Source organism: Massilia sp. R2A-15, assembly GCF_030704305.1.
Classification (GTDB): domain Bacteria; phylum Pseudomonadota; class Gammaproteobacteria; order Burkholderiales; family Burkholderiaceae_D; genus JAFCUW01.
The window spans coordinates 594,744-613,193 of the sequence record NZ_CP131935.1 but is presented as its reverse complement, the minus strand read 5'-3'; the positions used below and the strand labels follow the sequence as shown (position 1 = coordinate 613,193).

22 protein-coding genes are annotated in these 18,450 nt (G+C 65.7%); 15 read left to right on the top strand and 7 right to left on the bottom strand.

Annotated features, from left to right (window positions below; translation table 11 throughout):
* Positions 1-3: 3 nt before the first annotated feature.
* From Q4S45_RS02770 to Q4S45_RS02760, 3 genes are all read right to left on the bottom strand, one after another.
* Entirely contained in the window at positions 4-300 is a 297-nt protein-coding gene (locus Q4S45_RS02770; protein WP_305508924.1) for a hypothetical protein, read from the bottom strand.
* A gap of 103 nt (positions 301-403) precedes the next feature.
* The gene (locus Q4S45_RS02765; RefSeq protein ID WP_305508922.1) at positions 404-607 is read right to left on the bottom strand and encodes a hypothetical protein; all 204 of its coding nucleotides are present in this window, start codon (positions 605-607) and stop codon (positions 404-406) included.
* A 22-nt stretch (positions 608-629) separates the two neighbouring features.
* Positions 630-1,511, bottom strand: a complete 882-nt coding sequence (locus tag Q4S45_RS02760) for an SDR family oxidoreductase (protein ID WP_305508921.1) — start codon at positions 1,509-1,511, stop codon at positions 630-632.
* Positions 1,512-1,535: 24 nt separating this feature from the next.
* Here Q4S45_RS02760 and Q4S45_RS02755 point away from each other — a divergent pair, with 24 nt between their 5' ends.
* The 5 genes from Q4S45_RS02755 to Q4S45_RS02735 all read left to right on the top strand — a co-directional run bounded on the left by Q4S45_RS02755 (position 1,536) and on the right by Q4S45_RS02735 (position 6,011).
* Positions 1,536-2,567 (top strand): CDP-6-deoxy-delta-3,4-glucoseen reductase, encoded by a 1,032-nt coding sequence (locus tag Q4S45_RS02755; protein WP_305508920.1) that lies wholly within the window; start codon positions 1,536-1,538, stop codon positions 2,565-2,567.
* 90 nt (positions 2,568-2,657) lie between these two features.
* Complete coding sequence (locus Q4S45_RS02750; RefSeq protein ID WP_305508919.1) at positions 2,658-3,380, top strand: class I SAM-dependent methyltransferase; 723 nt, start codon at positions 2,658-2,660, stop codon at positions 3,378-3,380.
* A 156-nt stretch (positions 3,381-3,536) separates the two neighbouring features.
* On the top strand, positions 3,537-4,769 hold the full coding sequence (locus tag Q4S45_RS02745) for an MFS transporter (RefSeq protein ID WP_305508917.1): 1,233 nt from the start codon (positions 3,537-3,539) through the stop codon (positions 4,767-4,769).
* Between the two features lie 44 nt (positions 4,770-4,813).
* Positions 4,814-5,485: a DUF1345 domain-containing protein gene (locus tag Q4S45_RS02740; RefSeq protein ID WP_305508915.1), complete on the top strand. Its 672-nt coding sequence runs from the start codon at positions 4,814-4,816 to the stop codon at positions 5,483-5,485.
* Between the two features lie 151 nt (positions 5,486-5,636).
* Positions 5,637-6,011 (top strand): HPF/RaiA family ribosome-associated protein, encoded by a 375-nt coding sequence (locus Q4S45_RS02735; RefSeq protein WP_305508913.1) that lies wholly within the window; start codon positions 5,637-5,639, stop codon positions 6,009-6,011.
* A gap of 141 nt (positions 6,012-6,152) precedes the next feature.
* Here Q4S45_RS02735 and Q4S45_RS02730 read toward each other — a convergent pair whose 3' ends face one another.
* Positions 6,153-6,947: a helical backbone metal receptor gene (locus tag Q4S45_RS02730; protein WP_305508912.1), complete on the bottom strand. Its 795-nt coding sequence runs from the start codon at positions 6,945-6,947 to the stop codon at positions 6,153-6,155.
* Positions 6,948-7,090: 143 nt separating this feature from the next.
* Between Q4S45_RS02730 and Q4S45_RS02725 the strand changes: the two genes are divergently transcribed.
* Positions 7,091-8,038: a GGDEF domain-containing protein gene (locus tag Q4S45_RS02725; protein ID WP_305508910.1), complete on the top strand. Its 948-nt coding sequence runs from the start codon at positions 7,091-7,093 to the stop codon at positions 8,036-8,038.
* A 184-nt stretch (positions 8,039-8,222) separates the two neighbouring features.
* A complete protein-coding gene (sbcB, locus tag Q4S45_RS02720; protein ID WP_305508908.1) occupies positions 8,223-9,668 on the top strand; it encodes an exodeoxyribonuclease I in 1,446 nt (481 codons plus the stop codon).
* Positions 9,669-9,798: 130 nt separating this feature from the next.
* On the opposite strand, the gene pyrF is transcribed toward sbcB, so the two are convergent.
* Complete coding sequence (pyrF, locus tag Q4S45_RS02715; protein WP_305508906.1) at positions 9,799-10,617, bottom strand: orotidine-5'-phosphate decarboxylase; 819 nt, start codon at positions 10,615-10,617, stop codon at positions 9,799-9,801.
* A gap of 175 nt (positions 10,618-10,792) precedes the next feature.
* Here pyrF and Q4S45_RS02710 point away from each other — a divergent pair, with 175 nt between their 5' ends.
* From Q4S45_RS02710 to Q4S45_RS02695, 4 genes are all read left to right on the top strand, one after another.
* Positions 10,793-11,350, top strand: coding sequence for a LemA family protein (locus Q4S45_RS02710; protein ID WP_305512027.1), 558 nt, complete (start codon positions 10,793-10,795; stop codon positions 11,348-11,350).
* A gap of 1 nt (position 11,351) precedes the next feature.
* Entirely contained in the window at positions 11,352-12,161 is an 810-nt protein-coding gene (locus Q4S45_RS02705; RefSeq protein ID WP_305508904.1) for a YgcG family protein, read from the top strand.
* Complete coding sequence (locus Q4S45_RS02700) at positions 12,161-12,673, top strand: TPM domain-containing protein (protein WP_305508902.1); 513 nt, start codon at positions 12,161-12,163, stop codon at positions 12,671-12,673. Before Q4S45_RS02705 ends, Q4S45_RS02700 begins: the two co-directional genes overlap by 1 nt.
* A gap of 76 nt (positions 12,674-12,749) precedes the next feature.
* Positions 12,750-13,514, top strand: a complete 765-nt coding sequence (locus Q4S45_RS02695; RefSeq protein WP_305508900.1) for an SDR family NAD(P)-dependent oxidoreductase — start codon at positions 12,750-12,752, stop codon at positions 13,512-13,514.
* A gap of 229 nt (positions 13,515-13,743) precedes the next feature.
* Here the strand turns inward: Q4S45_RS02695 and Q4S45_RS02690 are convergent, their stop codons facing one another.
* Positions 13,744-15,057 (bottom strand): type II toxin-antitoxin system HipA family toxin, encoded by a 1,314-nt coding sequence (locus Q4S45_RS02690; RefSeq protein ID WP_305508899.1) that lies wholly within the window; start codon positions 15,055-15,057, stop codon positions 13,744-13,746.
* Between the two features lies 1 nt (position 15,058).
* Positions 15,059-15,427 carry an XRE family transcriptional regulator gene (locus Q4S45_RS02685; RefSeq protein WP_305508898.1) on the bottom strand — a complete coding sequence of 123 codons (369 nt, stop codon included), beginning with the start codon at positions 15,425-15,427 and terminating at the stop codon, positions 15,059-15,061.
* Between the two features lie 485 nt (positions 15,428-15,912).
* Here Q4S45_RS02685 and Q4S45_RS02680 point away from each other — a divergent pair, with 485 nt between their 5' ends.
* The 4 genes from Q4S45_RS02680 to Q4S45_RS02665 all read left to right on the top strand — a co-directional run bounded on the left by Q4S45_RS02680 (position 15,913) and on the right by Q4S45_RS02665 (position 18,437).
* Entirely contained in the window at positions 15,913-16,236 is a 324-nt protein-coding gene (locus Q4S45_RS02680) for a hypothetical protein (protein WP_305508897.1), read from the top strand.
* Positions 16,237-16,322: 86 nt separating this feature from the next.
* A complete protein-coding gene (locus tag Q4S45_RS02675; protein WP_305508895.1) occupies positions 16,323-16,748 on the top strand; it encodes a VanZ family protein in 426 nt (141 codons plus the stop codon).
* Between the two features lie 205 nt (positions 16,749-16,953).
* A complete protein-coding gene (locus Q4S45_RS02670) occupies positions 16,954-17,430 on the top strand; it encodes a hypothetical protein (protein ID WP_305508893.1) in 477 nt (158 codons plus the stop codon).
* Between the two features lie 143 nt (positions 17,431-17,573).
* Positions 17,574-18,437 (top strand): pirin family protein, encoded by an 864-nt coding sequence (locus tag Q4S45_RS02665; protein WP_305508891.1) that lies wholly within the window; start codon positions 17,574-17,576, stop codon positions 18,435-18,437.
* Positions 18,438-18,450: the final 13 nt, after the last annotated feature.

The window sequence follows — 18,450 nt, the reverse complement described above, 5'->3', positions numbered from 1 at the left end:
CTTTCAGCGGGGGCGGGTGCCCCCGGCGGCGCGCGACGCGGCGAACATCCAGTCGAGCAGCAACTGGGCGGTGAGCTGGCCGCAGGCCGACGGAATAAGGCAGAACTGCAGCAGCGCGGGCTCGCCGGGCGGCGCCTCCAGGCGCCAGCCCAGCTGGCGGCGGATTTCAGCCGGCGCAGGCGGCGGCCGGTGCGCGGCCTCGCGCCGCATCATGTAAGCCCGCACTTGCTCCTTGGTCGGATGAGTGATCTGATGGTCCATGATGGCGCTGGCGCATGTGGGAAAATCGGAAGGAGACACGTTCCACAATAGAGCGTGCGGCTCACCCCGGTTTGACGATTGTCAAATGGGCGCGTGGAACCTTGCAAAATGGCGCAGGTCCGCGGGACCGGGCCCCGGCCGGCTATTTCTTCTGGCGGGCCTGGTAAATCGTCTTGGCGTCCTTGTGCGCATTGTCCAGGGTGCGCAGCTTGTCGTCCTGGTCGTGCGGCACGAAAAATTCGGCGTCCTGCGCCTTGACCACCAGGTCGATGGCGGCGGCGTCGCTCAGGTTGTATTTTTCGGCGATCAGGGTGGTTACTTCATCGAGGTATTCTTCGTAGGTCATGGCGCTTTTCCTTGTTAGCGCGTCATTTTACCAGCGCCATGCGCGCCAGCGCGGGACGCACCTCGGGATACGCCAGGCGCACCCCGAGCTCGCGCTTGATGCGGTCGTTGCGCAGGCGCCGCGATTCGGACATGAACGACAGCAGCACCGGCGACACTTCCCGCGCCAGCTCCGCGCGCGCCAGCCGCGGCGGACGCGCCATGCCGAAGGCGTCGGCCACGGCGTCGAAATACTCGGCCATCTTCATGTGCGAGTCGTCCACCGCGTTATAGACTCGTCCTGGCAGCGCGCGAAACAGCGCCAGCGCGGCGATGCGCGCCAGGTCGTCGGCATGAATGTGATTGGTGTGGACGTCGTCGGCGTCGCGCAGGGCCGGCGTGCCCTTTGCCAGCCGCTCGAGCGGGAGCCGGCCGCTTGCGTAGATGCCGGGCGCGCGCACAATCGCCAGCCTGCCCTGCGCGCGCCGCGCCCACGCGCGCAGCACGCGCTCGGCGTCCACCCGCCGCGTGGCGCGCGCATTGTGCGGCGCCACGGGGCGCGTCTCGTCGATCAGCTGCCCCTGGCAATCGCCGTACACCCCGCTGGTGCTGACATAAACGAGGCGTGCCCCGTCGGGTAAAATGGCGGTCAGCCTGCGCGTGCGCAGGTCGAGCGCGCCGCTTGGCTGCGGCGGCGCCAGGTGCACCACGTACGGCGCCAGTCGCGCCAGGCGCTGCAGGCTCTCCGGCTGGTCGAGGTTTGCGACGATCGGGATCGCGCCGGCCGCGCGCAGCTCCGCACGACGCTCCGCGCTGCTGGTGACCGCGAACACGCGGAACCGGCCGCGCAGCAGCGGCAGCAGGCGCATGCCGACATCGCCGCAGCCGACAATGAGCAGGCGTGGGCGCCCGAATTTTTGAACCATATTGTTTTTCATGTTGAGGATTGTATGACTTTCCAGATCACTGTCCAGCCGAGCGGCCACCGCTTCGAATGCGAAGCCGACGAAACCGTGCTGGGCGCCGCCATCCGCGCCGGCGTCGGCCTGCCGTACGGCTGCAAGAACGGCGCCTGCGGTTCGTGCAAGGGCAAGGTGGTCGAAGGCGCCGTCACGCACAAGGCGCACCAGCAGCGCGCGCTGTCGGAACAGGAAGCGGCCGAGGGCTTTTCGCTGTTCTGCTGCGCCACGCCGTCGGCCGACCTGGTGATCGAAGCACGCGAGGTGGCCGGCAGCAGCGAGTACCCGGTGCGCAAAATGCCGTCGCGCGTCGCGAAGCTCGAAAGGGTCGCGTCGGACGTGATCGTCATGAGCCTGCAGCTGCCGGCCAACGAGGCGCTGGCCTACCGCGCCGGCCAGTACATCGAATTCATGCTCAAGGACGGCAAGCGCCGTGCCTACAGCATCGCCAACGCGCCATCGAGCCTCGACTCGCCGGTCACGCTGCACATCCGCCACATGGGCGGCGGCCTGTTCACCGAACACGTATTCAACACGATGAAGGAGCGCGACATCCTGCGCTTCGAAGGCCCGCTCGGCACCTTCTTCCTGCGCGAGGAATCCGACAAGCCGATCGTTCTGCTCGCGTCGGGCACCGGGTTCGCGCCGGTGAAGGCGCTGGTCGAACACCTGATCCACCTGAAGTCGCCGCGCCCGGTCACGCTGTACTGGGGCGGGCGCCGGCCGCAGGACCTGTACATGAACGAACTGTGCGAGCAGTGGGCGCAGATCCTGCCGAATTTCACCTACGTGCCGGTGGTGTCGGACCCGCTGCCGGAAGACCACTGGACCGGCCGCGGCGGCTTCGTCCACGCGGCCGTGATGCAGGACCTGCCGGACATGTCGGGCCACCAGGTCTATGCGTGCGGCGCGCCGATCATGGTGGAATCGGCCCAGCGCGATTTCGTCAAGCAGTGCGGCCTGCCGGCCGACGAATTCTTCGCCGATTCGTTCACCTCCGAGGCCGACCTGGCGCGGCCGTAAAGATATATCGCCGAGCTTCGATTTGAGGTAATTTATGGGTCCGGCTTTCAATCCGGTCCCATATTCCAATCTCACATGAAGGGGCTCCACATGCACCAACGACTCGCCTCCCTGCTGCTCGCCTGCTGCGCCTGCGCGTTCAATGCGCCGGCCTTTGCGTCGCCCGATATGTACAAAGCCGCGATCGACCATCCGGCCCGCACCGCCGATGACCGCAAGGGCGATGCCAAGCGCAAGCCGGCCGAATTCCTCGCTTTCGCCAAGGTGCGGCCGGGGATGAAGGTGCTCGACGTGTCGGCTGGCGCCGGCGCCACCTCGGCGTTGCTGGCCGCGGCGGTCGGGCCATCGGGCGAGGTGTGGGCGCAGACGCCGAAAGCGTCGCCGAAACTCGAAGCGAGGCTGGCTGCGGCGCCGATGGCGAACCTGCATCCGCTGGTGGCGCCGTTCGACAGCCCGGTGCCGGCCGGTACGCCGCCGCTGGACCTCGTGACCATCAACATGAACTACCACGACATCGTCAACACGCCAACCGACCGCGCCGCGATGAACAAGCGCTTGTACGACGCGCTCAAGCCGGGCGGCGCGCTGGTGGTGATCGACAATGCCGCGAAGGCTGGCAGTGGGCTGACCGCGACGCAAACCCTGCATCGGATCGAGGATGCGGCGGTGATCGACGAAGTGACCAAGGCCGGCTTCGTGCTCGATGCGAAGAGCGACTACTTGCACGTGGCGTCGGACCCGCGCGATCAGCCGTTCTTCAAGATGGAAGGCAAGCCGGACGACAAGTTCGCGCTGCGGTTTGTGAAGAAGTAGCGTCAGCTTGCATAAAGGTCGTCGTACCTGCGAAGGCAGGTACCCATACTGAAGGTGCTCGGCTCCAGGCTTGCTCAGTATGGGTTCCTGCCTTCGCAGGAACGATGCTGCGCCTTTGCGCGTGCAAATGCTGGTACCCATTTTTAGAAAGCTTCAATGTCTCTGCAGTTCCCCGCCGTCCTCCGCAACCGCAACTTCGCGTGCTACCTGTCGGCCCGCGTGCTCGGCACCCTCGCCGTCCAGATGCAAAGCGTCGCCATCGGCTGGCAGGTCTATGAAATCACCGGCAACCTGTATGACCTCGGCCTGATCGGCCTCGCGCAGTTCGCGCCCTTCCTCGCGCTGATCCTGTTCGCGGGCCACGCCGCCGACCGCTACAACCGCCGCAACATCATCGTGCTGTGCCTGGCCGCGCAGATGGCGTGCGCCCTGCTGCTGCTCGCCTTCACCCTCTCCGGCAGCCACGTCGTCGCGCCGGTGTTCGCGATCCTGGTCCTGTTCGGCAGCGCGCGCGCCTTCATGATGCCAGCCACGCAGGCGATCATGAAGAACCTGGTGCCGATCGAGCGCTTCAGCCAGGCGGTCGCACTGAGCTCGTCGACCTTCCACGTCGCCGTCATCACCGGCCCGGTGCTCGGCGGCCTGCTTTACCTGGCCGGTCCGAAGATGGTGTACATGACGTCGGCGAGCCTGCTGATGCTGTCGGTCTTCCTGATGAGCCGGACGAAGAACGCGCCGCAGGCGGTCAACACCGCGCCGGCCAGCTGGCACACGGTGCTCGAAGGCTTGCGCTTCGTGCGTTCGCGCCCGGTGGTGCTGGGCGCCATGTCGCTCGACCTGTTCGCCGTGCTGTTCGGCGGCGCGACGGCGCTGCTGCCCGCCTACGCGCGCGACGTCCTGCACGCCGGCCCGACCGGCCTTGGCCTGCTGCGCACCGCGCCCGGCGCCGGAGCCGCGCTGTGCTCCGTGCTGCTGGCGGTCGCGCCGATCCGGCGCCGCGTCGGCGCCTTCATGTTCGGCGGCGTCGCGCTGTTCGGCGCCGCCACGCTGGTGCTCGGCGCCACCACCAGCTTCGCCCTCGCGCTCGGGGCGCTGTTCCTGCTCGGCGTCGGCGACATGGTCAGCGTGTACATCCGCCACCTGCTGGTGCAGTTCGAAACGCCGGACGAAATTCGCGGCCGCGTCAGCGCGGTCAACTCGGTGTTCATCGGCGCCTCGAATGAACTGGGCGAGTTCGAATCGGGCCTGACCGCCGGCTGGTTCGGCCTGGTGCGCGCGATCCTGCTGGGTGGCGCCGCCACGCTGGTGGTCACCGGCACCTGGGCGCTGCTGTTCCCGGTGCTCTCGCGCATGGACCGCTTCCCGCATCACGGCAAGGATGGCCGCTGATGTGGAATAATGGACCGCATTGACAGTTCCCTAACAAGAAGAACATGGCCTCGACCCATAAGAAGCACAAATGGCACAGCATTCTCTCCAGCCGCCCGCACCTGTTGGGGTCGATCGGCCTCGGCGCGATCGTCGCGGTGTTCCTGCCCGACGAGCTGCAGCTGATCACGCGCGCGCTGATCGCCTGGAACGTCGCGGTGTGGGCGTTCCTGGCAATGATGATGCGGGTGGTGATCACCTCGAACCACCACGAGGTGCGCGCGCTGGCCGACAAGCAGGACGAGAACGCCGGCGTGGTGCTGGTGGTGCTGCTGGTCGCATCGATCTTCAGCCTGTCCGCGATCTTCCTCGAACTGAGCAAGCTGACCGACGCCAAGGGCGCCGAAACCGCCGGGCGCTACGCGTTGACGGTGGCGACGCTGTTCGGCTCGTGGATCATGGTCGGCATCCTGTTCTGCTTCCACTATGCCCACAAGTACTACCGCTGCGACGAGACCAAACTGCCGCTGAAGTTCCCCGATGACGAGAAGGAGCCAGACTACTGGGACTTCATGTACTTCTCGTTCACCATCAGCGTCGCGGTGCAGACCTCCGACGTCAGCGTCATGACGCGCGGCATGCGCAAGCTGGTGCTCGGGCACTCGGTGCTCAATTTCTTTTTCAACCTGGTGATCCTGGGACTGTCGATCAACATCGCGGCCGGCCTGATCAAATAAGGCGCGTCCAGCAGGACGTTGCCATTTTGCTTAAAGGTGTAAGATCGAATCAAGTGCGCACTGCATCGCCAACCATTGGCTCGACGCGGTATCCGCGCGGACAGCACGCCTATGGTTGGGGCAGGCATCGATCAACAACCAGGAGCGACCTATGCAAATTAATATCAACACCGACAAGACCATTGAACGCCACCAGGGTCTCGACGAGCACGTCGAGTCCGTCGTCAACGCCGCCGTAGCCCGGTTTGGCGAGCAAATCACCCGCGTCGAAGTACACCTGAGCGACGAGAACAGCCAGAAATCGGCGGACGGCGGCAGCCGCTGCATGCTCGAAGCGCGCGTCACCAACTATCAGCCGATCGCCGTCAGCGACCATGCGCCGACCCTGCACCAGGCTATCAGCGGCGCGGCGGAAAAGCTCAAGCGCGCGGTGGACAGTGCGCTTGGCCGCCTGCACGACAAGCAGCTGCACAAGACGCCGACGCTGGCCGACCAGGCCGGCGAAGCCGAAGACATCAACGAATAACTCCTGCCCTGCCCGTCGCACCTGTGAAAGCAGGTGCCTTTACTGAGCGGGCATGCGCGCATATTCGAGTTCAGCATGGGTACCTGCCTTCGCGGGTACGACAACACAGGTGGCCGCGCAGTCCTTCCGCCGCGACCACCATCAAACCAGCAGTTTCCCCTCGGCGATCGCGCGCAGGTAGCGCAGGCCGGCCAGCGAGCGGCTGCCGTACCAGGACATCATCTCCCCATCGATCAGGTGCACGGGCTTGCCGATCTGCCGCTTGAGCGCGTCGGCGTGCGCCTCGGTGAAGCGGTACGGCTCGGTCGACAGCAGCACGCCGTCTATCGCGTCCACAAGCGCGGCGTTCCACTCGAAGCGGGGATAGCGCGCGGGCTCGCGCATCGGCGGCAGGCGCCAGCCGATTTCGGCCATCATGCGGGCGATGTAGGTGTCGGGCGACACGCTCATCCACGGGTCCTGCCAGATGCAATACAACATGGTGCGCGGCGGGCCTTTCGGCGTCGCCTGCAGCGCCGCGTATTCCGCTTCGAACTGCGCGCACCAGGCCGCCGCTTCGGAATCGCGGCAGAACACCCCGCCCATCAGCCGCGCCAGGTCGAGGTTGTCGCGCGGCGCCAGCGGATGGGTGACGACGATGTGCGGGATGAATTCGGCCAGCGCCTCGACTGTGGGCTTCTCGTTTTCGTCGATATTGACCACCAGGTGGGTCGGCGCGAGCTTGCGGATTTTGTCGATGTTGACGTCCTTGGTGCCGCCGACCTTCGGGATAGCCGCCACCTGATCGGCCGGGTGAATGCAAAAGCCGGTGCGCCCGACCAGCTGGGAGGCCAGGCCCAGGTCGCACAGCAGTTCGGTGACCGACGGCACCAGCGAAACGATGCGGGCGGCGGGGTCCGGCGTGTGGTGCGCGCCGGCGGCGTCGATGAGGGTCATGTGCTTGTTTTCCAAAAAAGGCCAGGCCGCCATTGAAACACTGTTGTTTATCGCGCGCCAGCCCTCCTTGGCGGCGTTGCAATGGGTTATCATACTATTGCTTAGCAGAATTATATTTCCAGCACGAAATCCTGAGGCTTATTTTGGACCACATCGGCACCTTTGGCGCCTCCCCCTACCGTATCCGCGACCTGCACCTGTTCCGCGACACCGACGAAGCACAGCTGGCCGCGGCATTGGCCCACTGCGCGGTGTGCCGGCTCGCGCATGGCCAGCGGCTGGAGGACACCTTTCGCGCGCGCCTGTACATCGTGCTGCGCGGCGCGCTGGCGGAGACGGCGCCGGACGGCGCGATCGGCAAGATCCTGCCGGGCGAAAGCGTGGGCGAGCAATCGGTGCTCGACGAGACGACCAACCTGGCCGACATCAGCGCGATCGACGACACGGAGCTGCTGGTGATCGAGGCCGACCTCGTGTGGCAGCTGATCGACCAGTCGAACGGCGTGGCGCGCAACCTGCTGCGGCTGCTGTCGTTTCGCATCCGCGCCGCCAGCGCGCTGCTGCGCCGGCGCCAGAAGCTGGGCGAATTCTACCGGCAGCTGTCGATGAACGACGGCCTGACCGGCCTGTACAACCGCGCCTGGCTGGCCGACATGCTGCCGAAGATGGTGTCGGCGGCGCAGCGAGCCGGCCATCCGCTGTCGCTGGTAATGATCGACCTCGACCATTTCAAGCGCTTCAACGACACGCACGGCCACCTGGCGGGCGACGAAGCGCTGCGCGCGGCGGCGGGCGTGATCAACGCGGCGCTGCGGCCGTCGGACTTCGCGGTGCGCTACGGCGGCGAAGAAATGCTTGTGATCCTGCCCGAGACCGGTGAAGCGCGGGCGCGGATGGTGGCCGAGCGGCTGTGCGAGCGGCTGCGGCAGGTGGTGATCTTCGACGACATGCGGCTGCCGATGCCGCAGCTGACGGGCTCGTTCGGCGCGGCCAGCCTCGGCGACGACATGGACGAACAAACGCTGCTGGCGGCGGCCGACGCCGCGCTCTACCGCGCCAAGGAATCGGGCCGCGACCGCGTCTCCCTCTAAAAAATTCTTGAATTCAAATTGGGGTCAGAGCCGCTTTTTCGCTGCCGCCGCTCCGTTTTCGCCTGACAAAAAAGCGGGTCTGACCCCAAAGTGATTTTGGGAATTTGCGCGCGACGCTGACGCCGCCCCTAGCCGCTGGCTCAGTTTCGTGACACCATACGCCCGCCCCCACTGAGCATCCGATATGAGCAACCACACTTTCCTCTGGCACGACTACGAAACCTTCGGCGCCGTGCCGCGCCGCGATCGCCCGGCGCAGTTCGCCGCGATCCGCACCGACGCCAACCTGAACGAAATCGGCGACCCGATCATGCTGTACTGCGCGCCGGCAAACGACTTCCTGCCCGATCCGCAGTCCTGCCTGATCACCGGCATCACGCCGCAGCAGTGCCTCGAGTGGGGCGTGCCCGAGCACCAGTTCGCCAAGACGATCGAGTCAGCCTTCAGCCAGCCCGGCACCATCGGCGTCGGCTACAACACGATCCGCTTCGACGACGAGATCACCCGCTACATGTTCTGGCGTAACCTGATCGATCCGTACGCGCGCGAGTGGCAAAACAATTGCGGCCGCTGGGATCTGCTCGACGTGGTGCGCATGACCTACGCGCTGCGCCCCGAAGGCATCGAGTGGCCGCTGCGCGAGGACGGCAAGCCGAGCTTTCGCCTCGAGGACCTGGCGCGCGCCAACGGCCTGCTGCACGAGGCCGCCCACGACGCGCTCTCCGACGTGCGCGCCACCATCGCGCTGGCCCGCCTGATCCGCGACAAGCAGCCCAAGCTGTTCGACTTCTGCCTGGGCCTGCACAAGAAGGACAAGGTCGCCGCCGAGATGGGCATGCACCTGGCCGCCGCGTCGCGCCAGCCCTTCCTGCACGTGTCCGGCATGTTCCCCGCCGAGCGCGGCTGTCTGGCGCTGGTGTGGCCGCTGGCAACGCACCCGACCAACAAGAACGAGGTGCTGGTGTGGGATTGCAGCCACGACCCGGCCGAGCTGTTCGCGCTCGACGCCGACACCATCCGCCTGCGCATGTTCACCCGCAGTGCCGACCTGCCGGAAGGCGTGACGCGCCTGCCGATCAAGAGCATCCACGTCAACAAGTCGCCGATGCTGGTCGGGAACCTGAAGACCCTGAGTCCGGCGATGGCCGAGCGCTGGGGCATCGACATCGAACAGGGCCGCGCGCACGCGCAGGCTGCGGCCGGCGCGCCGGACATGACGGCGCTGTGGGCCGAAGTGTACAAGCGCCCGGCGATGGCCAGCCTGGATGTGGACGAGGATTTGTACGGCGGCTTCGTCGGCAACAACGACCGCCGCAAGCTGGACGCCCTGCGCGCCGAGACGCCCGAGCAGATGGCGAAAGCGCGGCCGTCGTTCGACGATGATCGCCTTGAAGAACTGTTCTTCCGCTACCGCGCGCGCAACTTCCCCGAGACGCTCGGAGACGCGGAACGGACGCACTGGGAGCAGCATCGCGCCGCCAAACTGTTCGACGGCGAAGGCGGCGCGCGCACGATCGAGCAGCTGTTCGCCGAGATCGACGCGCTGTACGAAGACGCCGACGAACGCACCGAGGAAATTCTGGGCGCGCTGTACGAGTACGCCGAGTCGATCGCACCGGTGCGCCGCTAGGTCACGCGCCGCATGCATCGCCGGGGTCTGGTCCTGCGGACCTGACCCCATTTTGCATGAGCCGCGTGAAAAATGAAAATGGGGTCAGGTCCGCAGGACCAGACCCCATCCGGGCCACCGCCGCGTGAGCTTAACGCGACGCGTTGATCGCATCCCGCGTCTCCAGCGCCACCCTGCGCGCCGCCTCCGCGAAATCTTCGCCGCCAGCCGGCTTCGCATACAGGATCGCCCGCGACGAACTGATCATCATCCCGGTCCCGGCCGCGGTCACGCCGCCCTTCACCGTCGCCTCGATATCGCCGCCCTGCGCGCCGATGCCCGGCACCAGCAGCGGCATGTCGCCGACGATCGCTCGCACCTGCGCCAGCTCGCCCGGAAACGTCGCGCCCACCACCAGCGCGCACTGTCCGTTGCGGTTCCACTTGCCGGCCACCATCGCCGCCACGTGCTGGTAAAGCGGCTTGCCGCCGACGTCGAGGAACTGCAGATCCGAGCCGCCCGCATTCGACGTGCGGCACAAAATGATCTGCCCGCGGTCGCTCCACTCCAGGTAGGGCTCGACGGAATCGAAGCCCATGTACGGACTCAGGGTGACGGCGTCGGCGCCGTAGCGGTCGTACGCCTCGCGCGCATATTGATGCGCGGTGGCGCCGATGTCGCCGCGCTTGGCGTCGAGGATCAGGGGAATGTGCGGGTAGCGTTCGCGCAGGTAAGCGCAGATTTTTTCAAGCTGCGCTTCGGCGCCGAGCGCCGCGAAGTACGCGATCTGCGGCTTGAACGCGCACGCCAGGTCGGCCGTCGCATCGATGATCGCCTTGCAGAACTCGAAGATGCCCTCTTCGCGGCCCTGCAGGTGCGCCGGCAGCTTTGGCAGGTCGGGATCGAGCCCGACGCACAACAGTGAATTGTTACTGGTCCACGCCGCGGACAGCTTGTCGATGAAATTCACGTCATGCCTTTCGTCTTTTTTGCAAACGCAGCATTGTACCGCGCCCACGCACGGTTGAACCGGCAAGGTCGATCCGATTAGGGTATATTTTGTACATTCGACAACTCGCCAGGACCCCATCATGACTCACCAAGGTTTCGCGCGCTGGACGCGCCTGCTGCTGACGCTCTCCTTCATGGCGTCGCTGCTTTCCGGCTGCGGCTACAACAAGTTCCAGTCGCAGGACGAGGCGACCAAGGCCGCGTGGAGCGAAGTGGTCAACCAGTATCAGCGCCGCGCCGACCTGATCCCGAACCTGGTCAACACCGTCAAGGGTTACGCCGCGCACGAAAAGGATACGCTCGAAGCCGTCACCAAGGCGCGCGCCGCCGCCACCAGCATGACAGTGACGCCCGAAGTGCTGAACGACCCGGCCGCCTTCGAGAAGTTCCAGAAGGTGCAGGGAGAATTATCGAGCGCCCTGTCGCGCCTGATGGTGGTTACCGAAAACTATCCGAACCTCAAGGCCGACGCCGGCTTCCGCGACCTGCAGTCGCAGCTCGAAGGCACCGAGAACCGCATCACCGTGGCGCGCCAGCGTTACATCGCCGCGGTCCAGGAGTACAACGTGTCGGTGCGCAGCTTCCCGAACAACCTGACCGCGATGATCTTCGGCTACAAAGCGAAGCCGGCTTTCACGGTGGAGAACGAGAAGTCGATCTCGACCGCGCCAACCGTCAACTTTGGCAAATGAAATGAGTAGCCGGCTACGCTTTTTGTGGATGGCGCTGCTGGCGTGGATGCTGGCCGGCGCGGCGTACGCGCAGCTGGCGCCGGTGCCGAAGCTGACCGGCCACGTCACCGACCAGGCCGGCATGCTCGACGCCGCCCAGCGCGACAAGCTCGAGTCCGTGCTGACCGACTACGAAGCGAAGACCGGCAGCCAGATCGCCGTGCTGCTGGTCAAATCGACCGAGCCCGAGCAGATCGAGCAGTACAGCATCCGCGTCGCCGACGCGTGGAAGCTTGGCCGCAAGGGCGTCGATGACGGCGTGTTGCTGCTGGTAGCGAAAGACAATCCGGCGGCGCTGCGGCGCCTGCGCATCGAAACCGGGCGCGGTGTCCAGGGCGTGCTGACCGACGCCAAGTCGAACCAGATCCTGCAGGACGTCATCGCGCCCCATTTCCGCAAGAACGAGTACTACGATGGCCTGGTGGCCGGCGTGGGCGCGATCGCCACCCTGCTCAACAAGGAACAATTTCCCGCCGCGCCCGAACAGCAGCGCCAGCAGCCGCGCGAGTCGTCCGACGGCGGCATCCCCCTGATCCCCTTGCTGGTGTTCGGGTTTTTCATCCTCATGTCGATCTTCCGGCCGCGCCGCTCGCGCCTGTCGTCGGGCGGCTGGGGCAGCGGCGCGACCGGCTTCATCCTCGGCGCCGCGATGAACAGCCTGGGCCGCGGCGGCGGCGGCTTTTCCGGCGGAGGCGGATTTGGCGGCGGCGGCGGCGGTTTCTCCGGCGGCGGCGGCGGCTTCGACGGCGGCGGCGCCTCGGGGAACTGGTGATGAGCAATCTCTCCACCCGCCTCAGCCGCGCCATGCGCCACTGGAAAACCAGCGCCGCCGACGGTCGCCGCGCCTTCCCGCCTGAAGCGCTGGCGCAGATCGTCACGGCCATCGGCGAAGGCGAGCGCACCCATCGCGGCGAACTGCGCCTGATCGTCGAGGCCTCGATGCCGTTCGAGGCCATCTGGAGCGACGTCGGCAACCGCCAGCGCGCACTGGCCCTGTTCGCCGAGCACGGCGTGTGGGACACCGAGGAAAACTGCGGCGTGCTGATCTACGTGAACCTGGCCGAGCGCGCGGTCGACATCGTCGCCGACCGAAACATCGGCCGGAAGATCGACGCCGCCACCTGGCAATCGGTGTGCCGCACCATGACCGACGGCTTCGCGCACGGCCAGTATCGCGAAAGCACGCTGGCCGCGATCGCGCAGGTGAACGCCCTGCTGCACCAGCATTTCCCGGCCAGCGGCGCGCGCGCCAACGAACTGCCCGACAACCCCATCATGCTGTAGGGGCTTGCGCGAAACCCGCCACGCGCCGGCCGCCACTGGGTAAAATTCGTTCTTTCGAATTTACTGAAAGCGATCCATGAAACTAGCCGACAAAGTTGCCATCGTTACCGGCGCGACCCAGGGCATCGGCCTGGCCTGCGCCGAGCGCCTGGTGCGCGAAGGCGCGCGCGTGATGCTGGTCGATATCAAGCCGGAAGGCGAACAGGCCGCGCAGAAGTTCGGCGACGCCGCCCGCTTTTTCGCCGCCGATGTGAGCCAGAAGGCCGACGTCGACGCGATGATCGCCGCCACCCTGCAGGCCTTCGGCCGGATCGACATCCTCATCAACAACGCCGGCGTCACCCACGCCGCCGATTTCCTCGACCTCTCCGAAGACGATTTCGACCGCGTGCTGCGCATCAACCTGAAGTCGATGTTCCTGTGCGGCCAGGCCGCGGCGCGCGAGATGGTCAAGCGGCAGAGCGGCTGCATCATCAACATGTCGAGCGTGAATTCCGAACTGGCGATCCCGAACCAGGTGCCGTACGTGGTGTCGAAGGGCGGCGTGAACCAGCTGACCAAGGTGATGGCGCTGAACCTGGCGCCGCACGGCATCCGCGTCAACGGCATCGGGCCGGGCACGATCCTGACCGAACTGGCCAAGAAGGCCGTGCTGGCCAGCCCGGAAGCGCGCCACACCATCCTGTCGCGCACGCCGATCGGACGCTGCGGCGAGCCGGAAGAAGTCGCCTCAATCGCCGCCTTCCTGGCCAGCGACGACGCCTCCTACATGACCGGCCAGACCATTTACGCCGACGGCGGCCGGCTGGCGCTGAACTACACGGTGCCGGTGAAGGAATAAGCCGCCGCGCCACGCCGCCGGATCGGCTGCTCAAGATATTTGAATTAAGTATATCTGGTATCCGAATTCACAATTAGACATATATGTGGCGACGCAGCATAATCTCACCTGTCTCCACTATTCTCCTCCAAGAAAATAGTCTTCAAGCCCGCTTTCATCAGCGGGCTTTTTTTTTGCCGCAGCGCCACCCAACGATGGCGAAAACCGGATCCCGTGGCCCATCCTCGGGCTATTTGTGCCGGAAAGGGCCCGGACGCTTTTTCTTTTCTGGTGCCATCTGAAATCTGGTCTGGTCGAAGCTCGTGCGCTGGACCAGCAACTCTTCGCCGTCGATTCGCTGGGCCAGGGATTCAATGTTGCGATCCGTAACGCCTACCGTTGCGAAGTGGTCCCGCCAGCCGTTCACCACTTCGATGACAGCCGCCACCTCCGCGGCCGCTTCCATTGAGGTCAAGCCGAACGCAGCGCACTGCGACATCGCGTTTTCGAGTGTCGAATCTCGCCCCTGCGCGCCGCAAATAAATTCCTGATAACCTTGCCCCGAATTGGTCGGCAACACATCGTACGCGGGCGCCAGCTTGAAGCGGCCATTGTCGAACGGGTTCAGCACCAGCAGTGAATGATTTTTTTCGTGGTCATCGGTGTTGTCGATCAGGATGTTGAAAACCATGCGCCGAAAGAGCTCACGGGCGTCATGCCGGTTGGTGTCGTTGTCGGTGACGCCGACGCGGCGAAGAATCCGCGCCAGTTCCGGATAGCCCATCTCAGGTTCATCGGTGGACGCCGTAACCGCACGGATCGCGGTGCCCGCCGAAATACTGTGAATTCGTAGGCCGCGTTCGCGGTCGAAACGACGCACTGCCACCGCGCTGGTCTCGGCGAGGGGTATCGGTTGCGTCTCTGCTACGGTGATGCCGGCCCGCGCGGCGAGGGTCATCGCAGCGTGTTCCACAAGGGGCCCATCGACGGGCTCGCCGTTGTAGAATTTGATAACCCATTGCTCGCCACCGATCTCGATGAGCGCCTTTGGCTTGGCGCCGCCGAGACTGCCGCCCGCGCGGGCCAGGGTTGCTTCCAAGTCGCTGATGGGCTCCGATGCTGCTATCTTGGTGACCACGTCGCTGAGGCGTTGCACCTGTGCCAGCCGAGGTAGCGGACCACCCGCTCGCGGGCTGTACACACTCGACGATGTTGAAACCCCGAGCGCGCCGAATCGGTCGTCTCCCGCATAGTAGAGATATTCCATGAGGGAGTGGCGCCGGGGTTTGTCCACAATGCGGATCACCTTCTCGCCCCAACGGTCCGGGCGCGCATCATCGACTGCGCCAACCGCGCGTGGTGCGTCGGCGGCAAGACGGCCTGGTGGCAAGTGCTCCATGGCAACGAGTGGCAAGTCCTCGCTCAAAGGGAAGCCGCTGCTCAGCCATTCGTCGGCATAGCGTAGTGAGACACCCTTGCCGGTGGAGACCAACTTCAGTTCACCGACGTAGCGCGGTGCGGCAGGGTTACCCAAATACCACAGGTACAGTTCGTCAAGCCGCATCTCAATCCTTTCCGAGATTCCTATTCATCCGCGCTTCCGCGGAGACCCGCGCCCGGGCGCGGCCCAATTCCAGGGCCTCGCGGACATCCATCTCTATCGCGCCTTGATCGTGTTCGGGCGCCGCGACATTTCTCAGCTCTCCGTCGCGCTGGATTAGCCAGAGCGCGGTCGCGACGATGCCGATGCCAACCGACGGGTCTCCTGCTTCGAGTCGTTGCAGGGTGGGCACGGACACTCCCATGCGCTTGGCCCAAGTTTTCAATGACTCCTTGCGACGCAAGCGGGCGACAGCCAGGTCTGCGCCTAGCTTTTCGATGGCGGCAGCAGTGGCAGGAGGAAGTTGCAGGAGGGCGCGAGCAGTTTTCGGCATACACATAGATTATTACGAAAGACTGTGTATCGTCTACATCTATATTCATTTTTGGAGATTATCCGTGCGATGTCGGCGCACTCCACGCGACGGGCCGCAACCGTTCCGTCGCCCGACCGGGCCCAGCCGATATCGTTCGCCCCGGCCCGCCCCAGCCTTGCGCCGCGTCATACCCGTGTCACATTGGCCGCCTATACTTTGCTTCATCTGCCTTACATGCAACCGATATGCGTGATCGCAGCCAGGCGTGCCTCCCTCCAACGTTGGCACGCCACAACGAATTTCTCTCTCTTGGCCCGATCTTGGGTTTGCCCTCCTTCACGGCGGGCATTTTTTTGTTCTACATCAAGCCGGCGCGCTACTTTCCCGATTGGCGCGGATAACTGCTTGCAGCCGGCGCGCCATCGGCTATAGTGAATATCCCCCGACAGGTTTACCTGATTAACATCATTTCGCTGCGTCGGCAGCCAAAGGGAGTCCACCGAATGAGCTTGCAAACCCTCGAAACCCCGTTCAGTCCCCCATCCGAAACAACGGTCCATGGCCGCCGCCAGCGCCGCGCCGACGACAGCCTCCTCCTCACCGAACTCAGCCCATACGCAGTGGTCGACCACCTCGATGGCGACCAGGCGCCGGTCAACCTGACAAGTTTCGGTGTCGTTCGAGAAACCTGCCCGAAATGCCTGCAATCGCAGTTGCACCTGGTGCTGCGGCAACGCAATGTGCGCGCCGCGCACCTGTTCTGCGCCGCCTGCCACAGCTGTTTCGACGCACACTACGCCAGCGGCGCCCCGGCACTGACCATCTGAGCGGCGACAGCGCGCCTGCGCGGGCCGCACTGTGCCCGGCCGCCGCGACGTGCTATCGTTGCGCCTTTCTTCTTCACCTACCTCGCATGAACGCCAAGTTGTCGCTGCTCGTCCTCGATCCAAAACTGCGCAGGCTGCGCCTCGGAGTGGCCATGACCATGTACGCGGCGATCCTGATCATGGGATCGATCCCCGGTGCGCGCGCGGAAATCGGCCACTATGCCACCGGCGTCGTGCTGCATTCGGTCGCCTACGGCATCCTCGCGTTCCTCACCTTTACCGGCAGCACCGGCAGCGCCGCACGGCGCGCGCTGAAAGCCGTGCTCGCCGTGGCCCTGATGGGCGCCGCCGACGAGCTGGTCCAGAGCATGTTCCCGTATCGCGGCGCCGCGGTGGGCGACTGGCTGGTCGACTGCAGCGCCGCCGCCGTCACCGCCGCCGCCCTCTGGGCCTGGCTGCCCGAACCTGTCCTGCCAGCGCCCCCCTCCGTACCGAACTCCCCCACTGTTTGAACTGGCGCAGGCCGACTCCGCCTGAGCTGAACATTGCGCCCCTGCGCCGCTCTGACCTGGAGTGGCGCGCAGCCGTTTCGTTTGATCCAGGTCAGCGATTGCCCGGTTCCGCCCGAACGTCTTGCCGCTTTTCGCCTCTTACCCTCGTGGCAAACGGCATCGTCACGCACACCTACATCGCAGGACCCAACCCAAGGAGTGGATCATGAATCGAAAACAACAGAGCGTGGTACTGGCGAGCTTGCTGGCGCTGGCGTTGGCGGGATGTACTTCGACCAAGACCGCCGGAGACGAGACGGCAAGCAGCAGCGGCGCCACCAGCGCCAGCCCGGCCGCGCCGCCCGCAGCCGCCGGCGCCCCAGCCACCGCCGCCACCGAAACGCCGATGGCCATGCCGCCCCAGGAGCCTGGCGCCCAGTCCCCGGCGCCCACCGCCATGCCTGCCACGGCGCCGAACGCGGTGGTGGTATCGATTGAAACCGTGCCGCGCCAGGGCGCCGGCAGCACCTCGATGGGCACCAGCACCGCCGGCGCCACCGGCTCGTCGATGGGCCAGGACAAGCAGTACCGGATCACGCTGCGCATGGACGATGGCGCCACCCGCGTCGTCACCCAGGACAAGGCGCCCACCTTCCGCAACGGCGACCGGGTCAACATGAGCGACGGCATCATCAATCGCTAGGGAACGGCAACCGCGTCGCCGCCATGCAGGCGCCCGCGGGGCTGCCTGCGCGTGCCTGTCAGCGGCGCGCCGCCTTGCGTGACGCCGCCTCCCGCGGTCTTGAGGTATTGTCATGTTCATCCCCTCCACTGGAGCATTTCGGCATGAGCGACAAGACCATCAGGCGGCTGCACCAGGCCGTGCGCGACGACATCGGCGACCTGCTGACCCAGAGGCCGCTGCCCAACCCGCACCTCGACCAGCTCGACCCCTTCCTGTTCCTCAATCACCACGGCCCGCAAACCTACGGCCCGGACAACCACGGCCTGCCCTTCGGTCCGCACCCGCACCGCGGCTTCGAAACCGTCACCTTCATCCTGGCCGGCATGCTGACCCACCAAGACAGCGCCGGCCATGAAAGCATCATCCGCGCCGGCGGCGTGCAGTGGATGACGGCCGGGCGCGGCATCATCCACGCCGAAATCTCGCCGCGCGAGTTCCTGCGCGAGGGCGGCCCGCTCGAACTGCTGCAGCTGTGGATCAACCTGCCCGGCCGGCTGAAAATGAGCCCGCCCGCCTACACCGGCCTGCAGCGCGAACAGATCCCGGCGCTGCCGGTTGCCGGCGGCAAGGCCACCTTGCACCTGATCGCCGGCCAATGGGAGGGCGTGACCGGCCCGGTCGCCTCGCTGACCGGCGTGTTCATGAGCACCATCGATCTTCAGGCCGGCGCCACGCTGCGCGTGCCCGACCTGCAGGCGCGCGCCGTTTTCCTATACGTGGTGCGTGGCAGCCTGACCATCGGCGGCCAGCGCGTCGCCGGCTTCCACCTGGCCGAACTGAACGCGGGCGGCGATGCGCTCGAACTGAACGCCGAGGAAGACAGCCTAGTGGTGTTCGGCCACGCCGAGCCGATCGGCGAACCGGTAGTGGCGCACGGCCCGTTCGTGATGAACACCCGCGAACAGATCGCCCAGGCGATCGCCGACTATCAGGCCGGCCGTTTCGGGGCGCCGCTGGCAGGCTAGTTCGGCTGGGCCC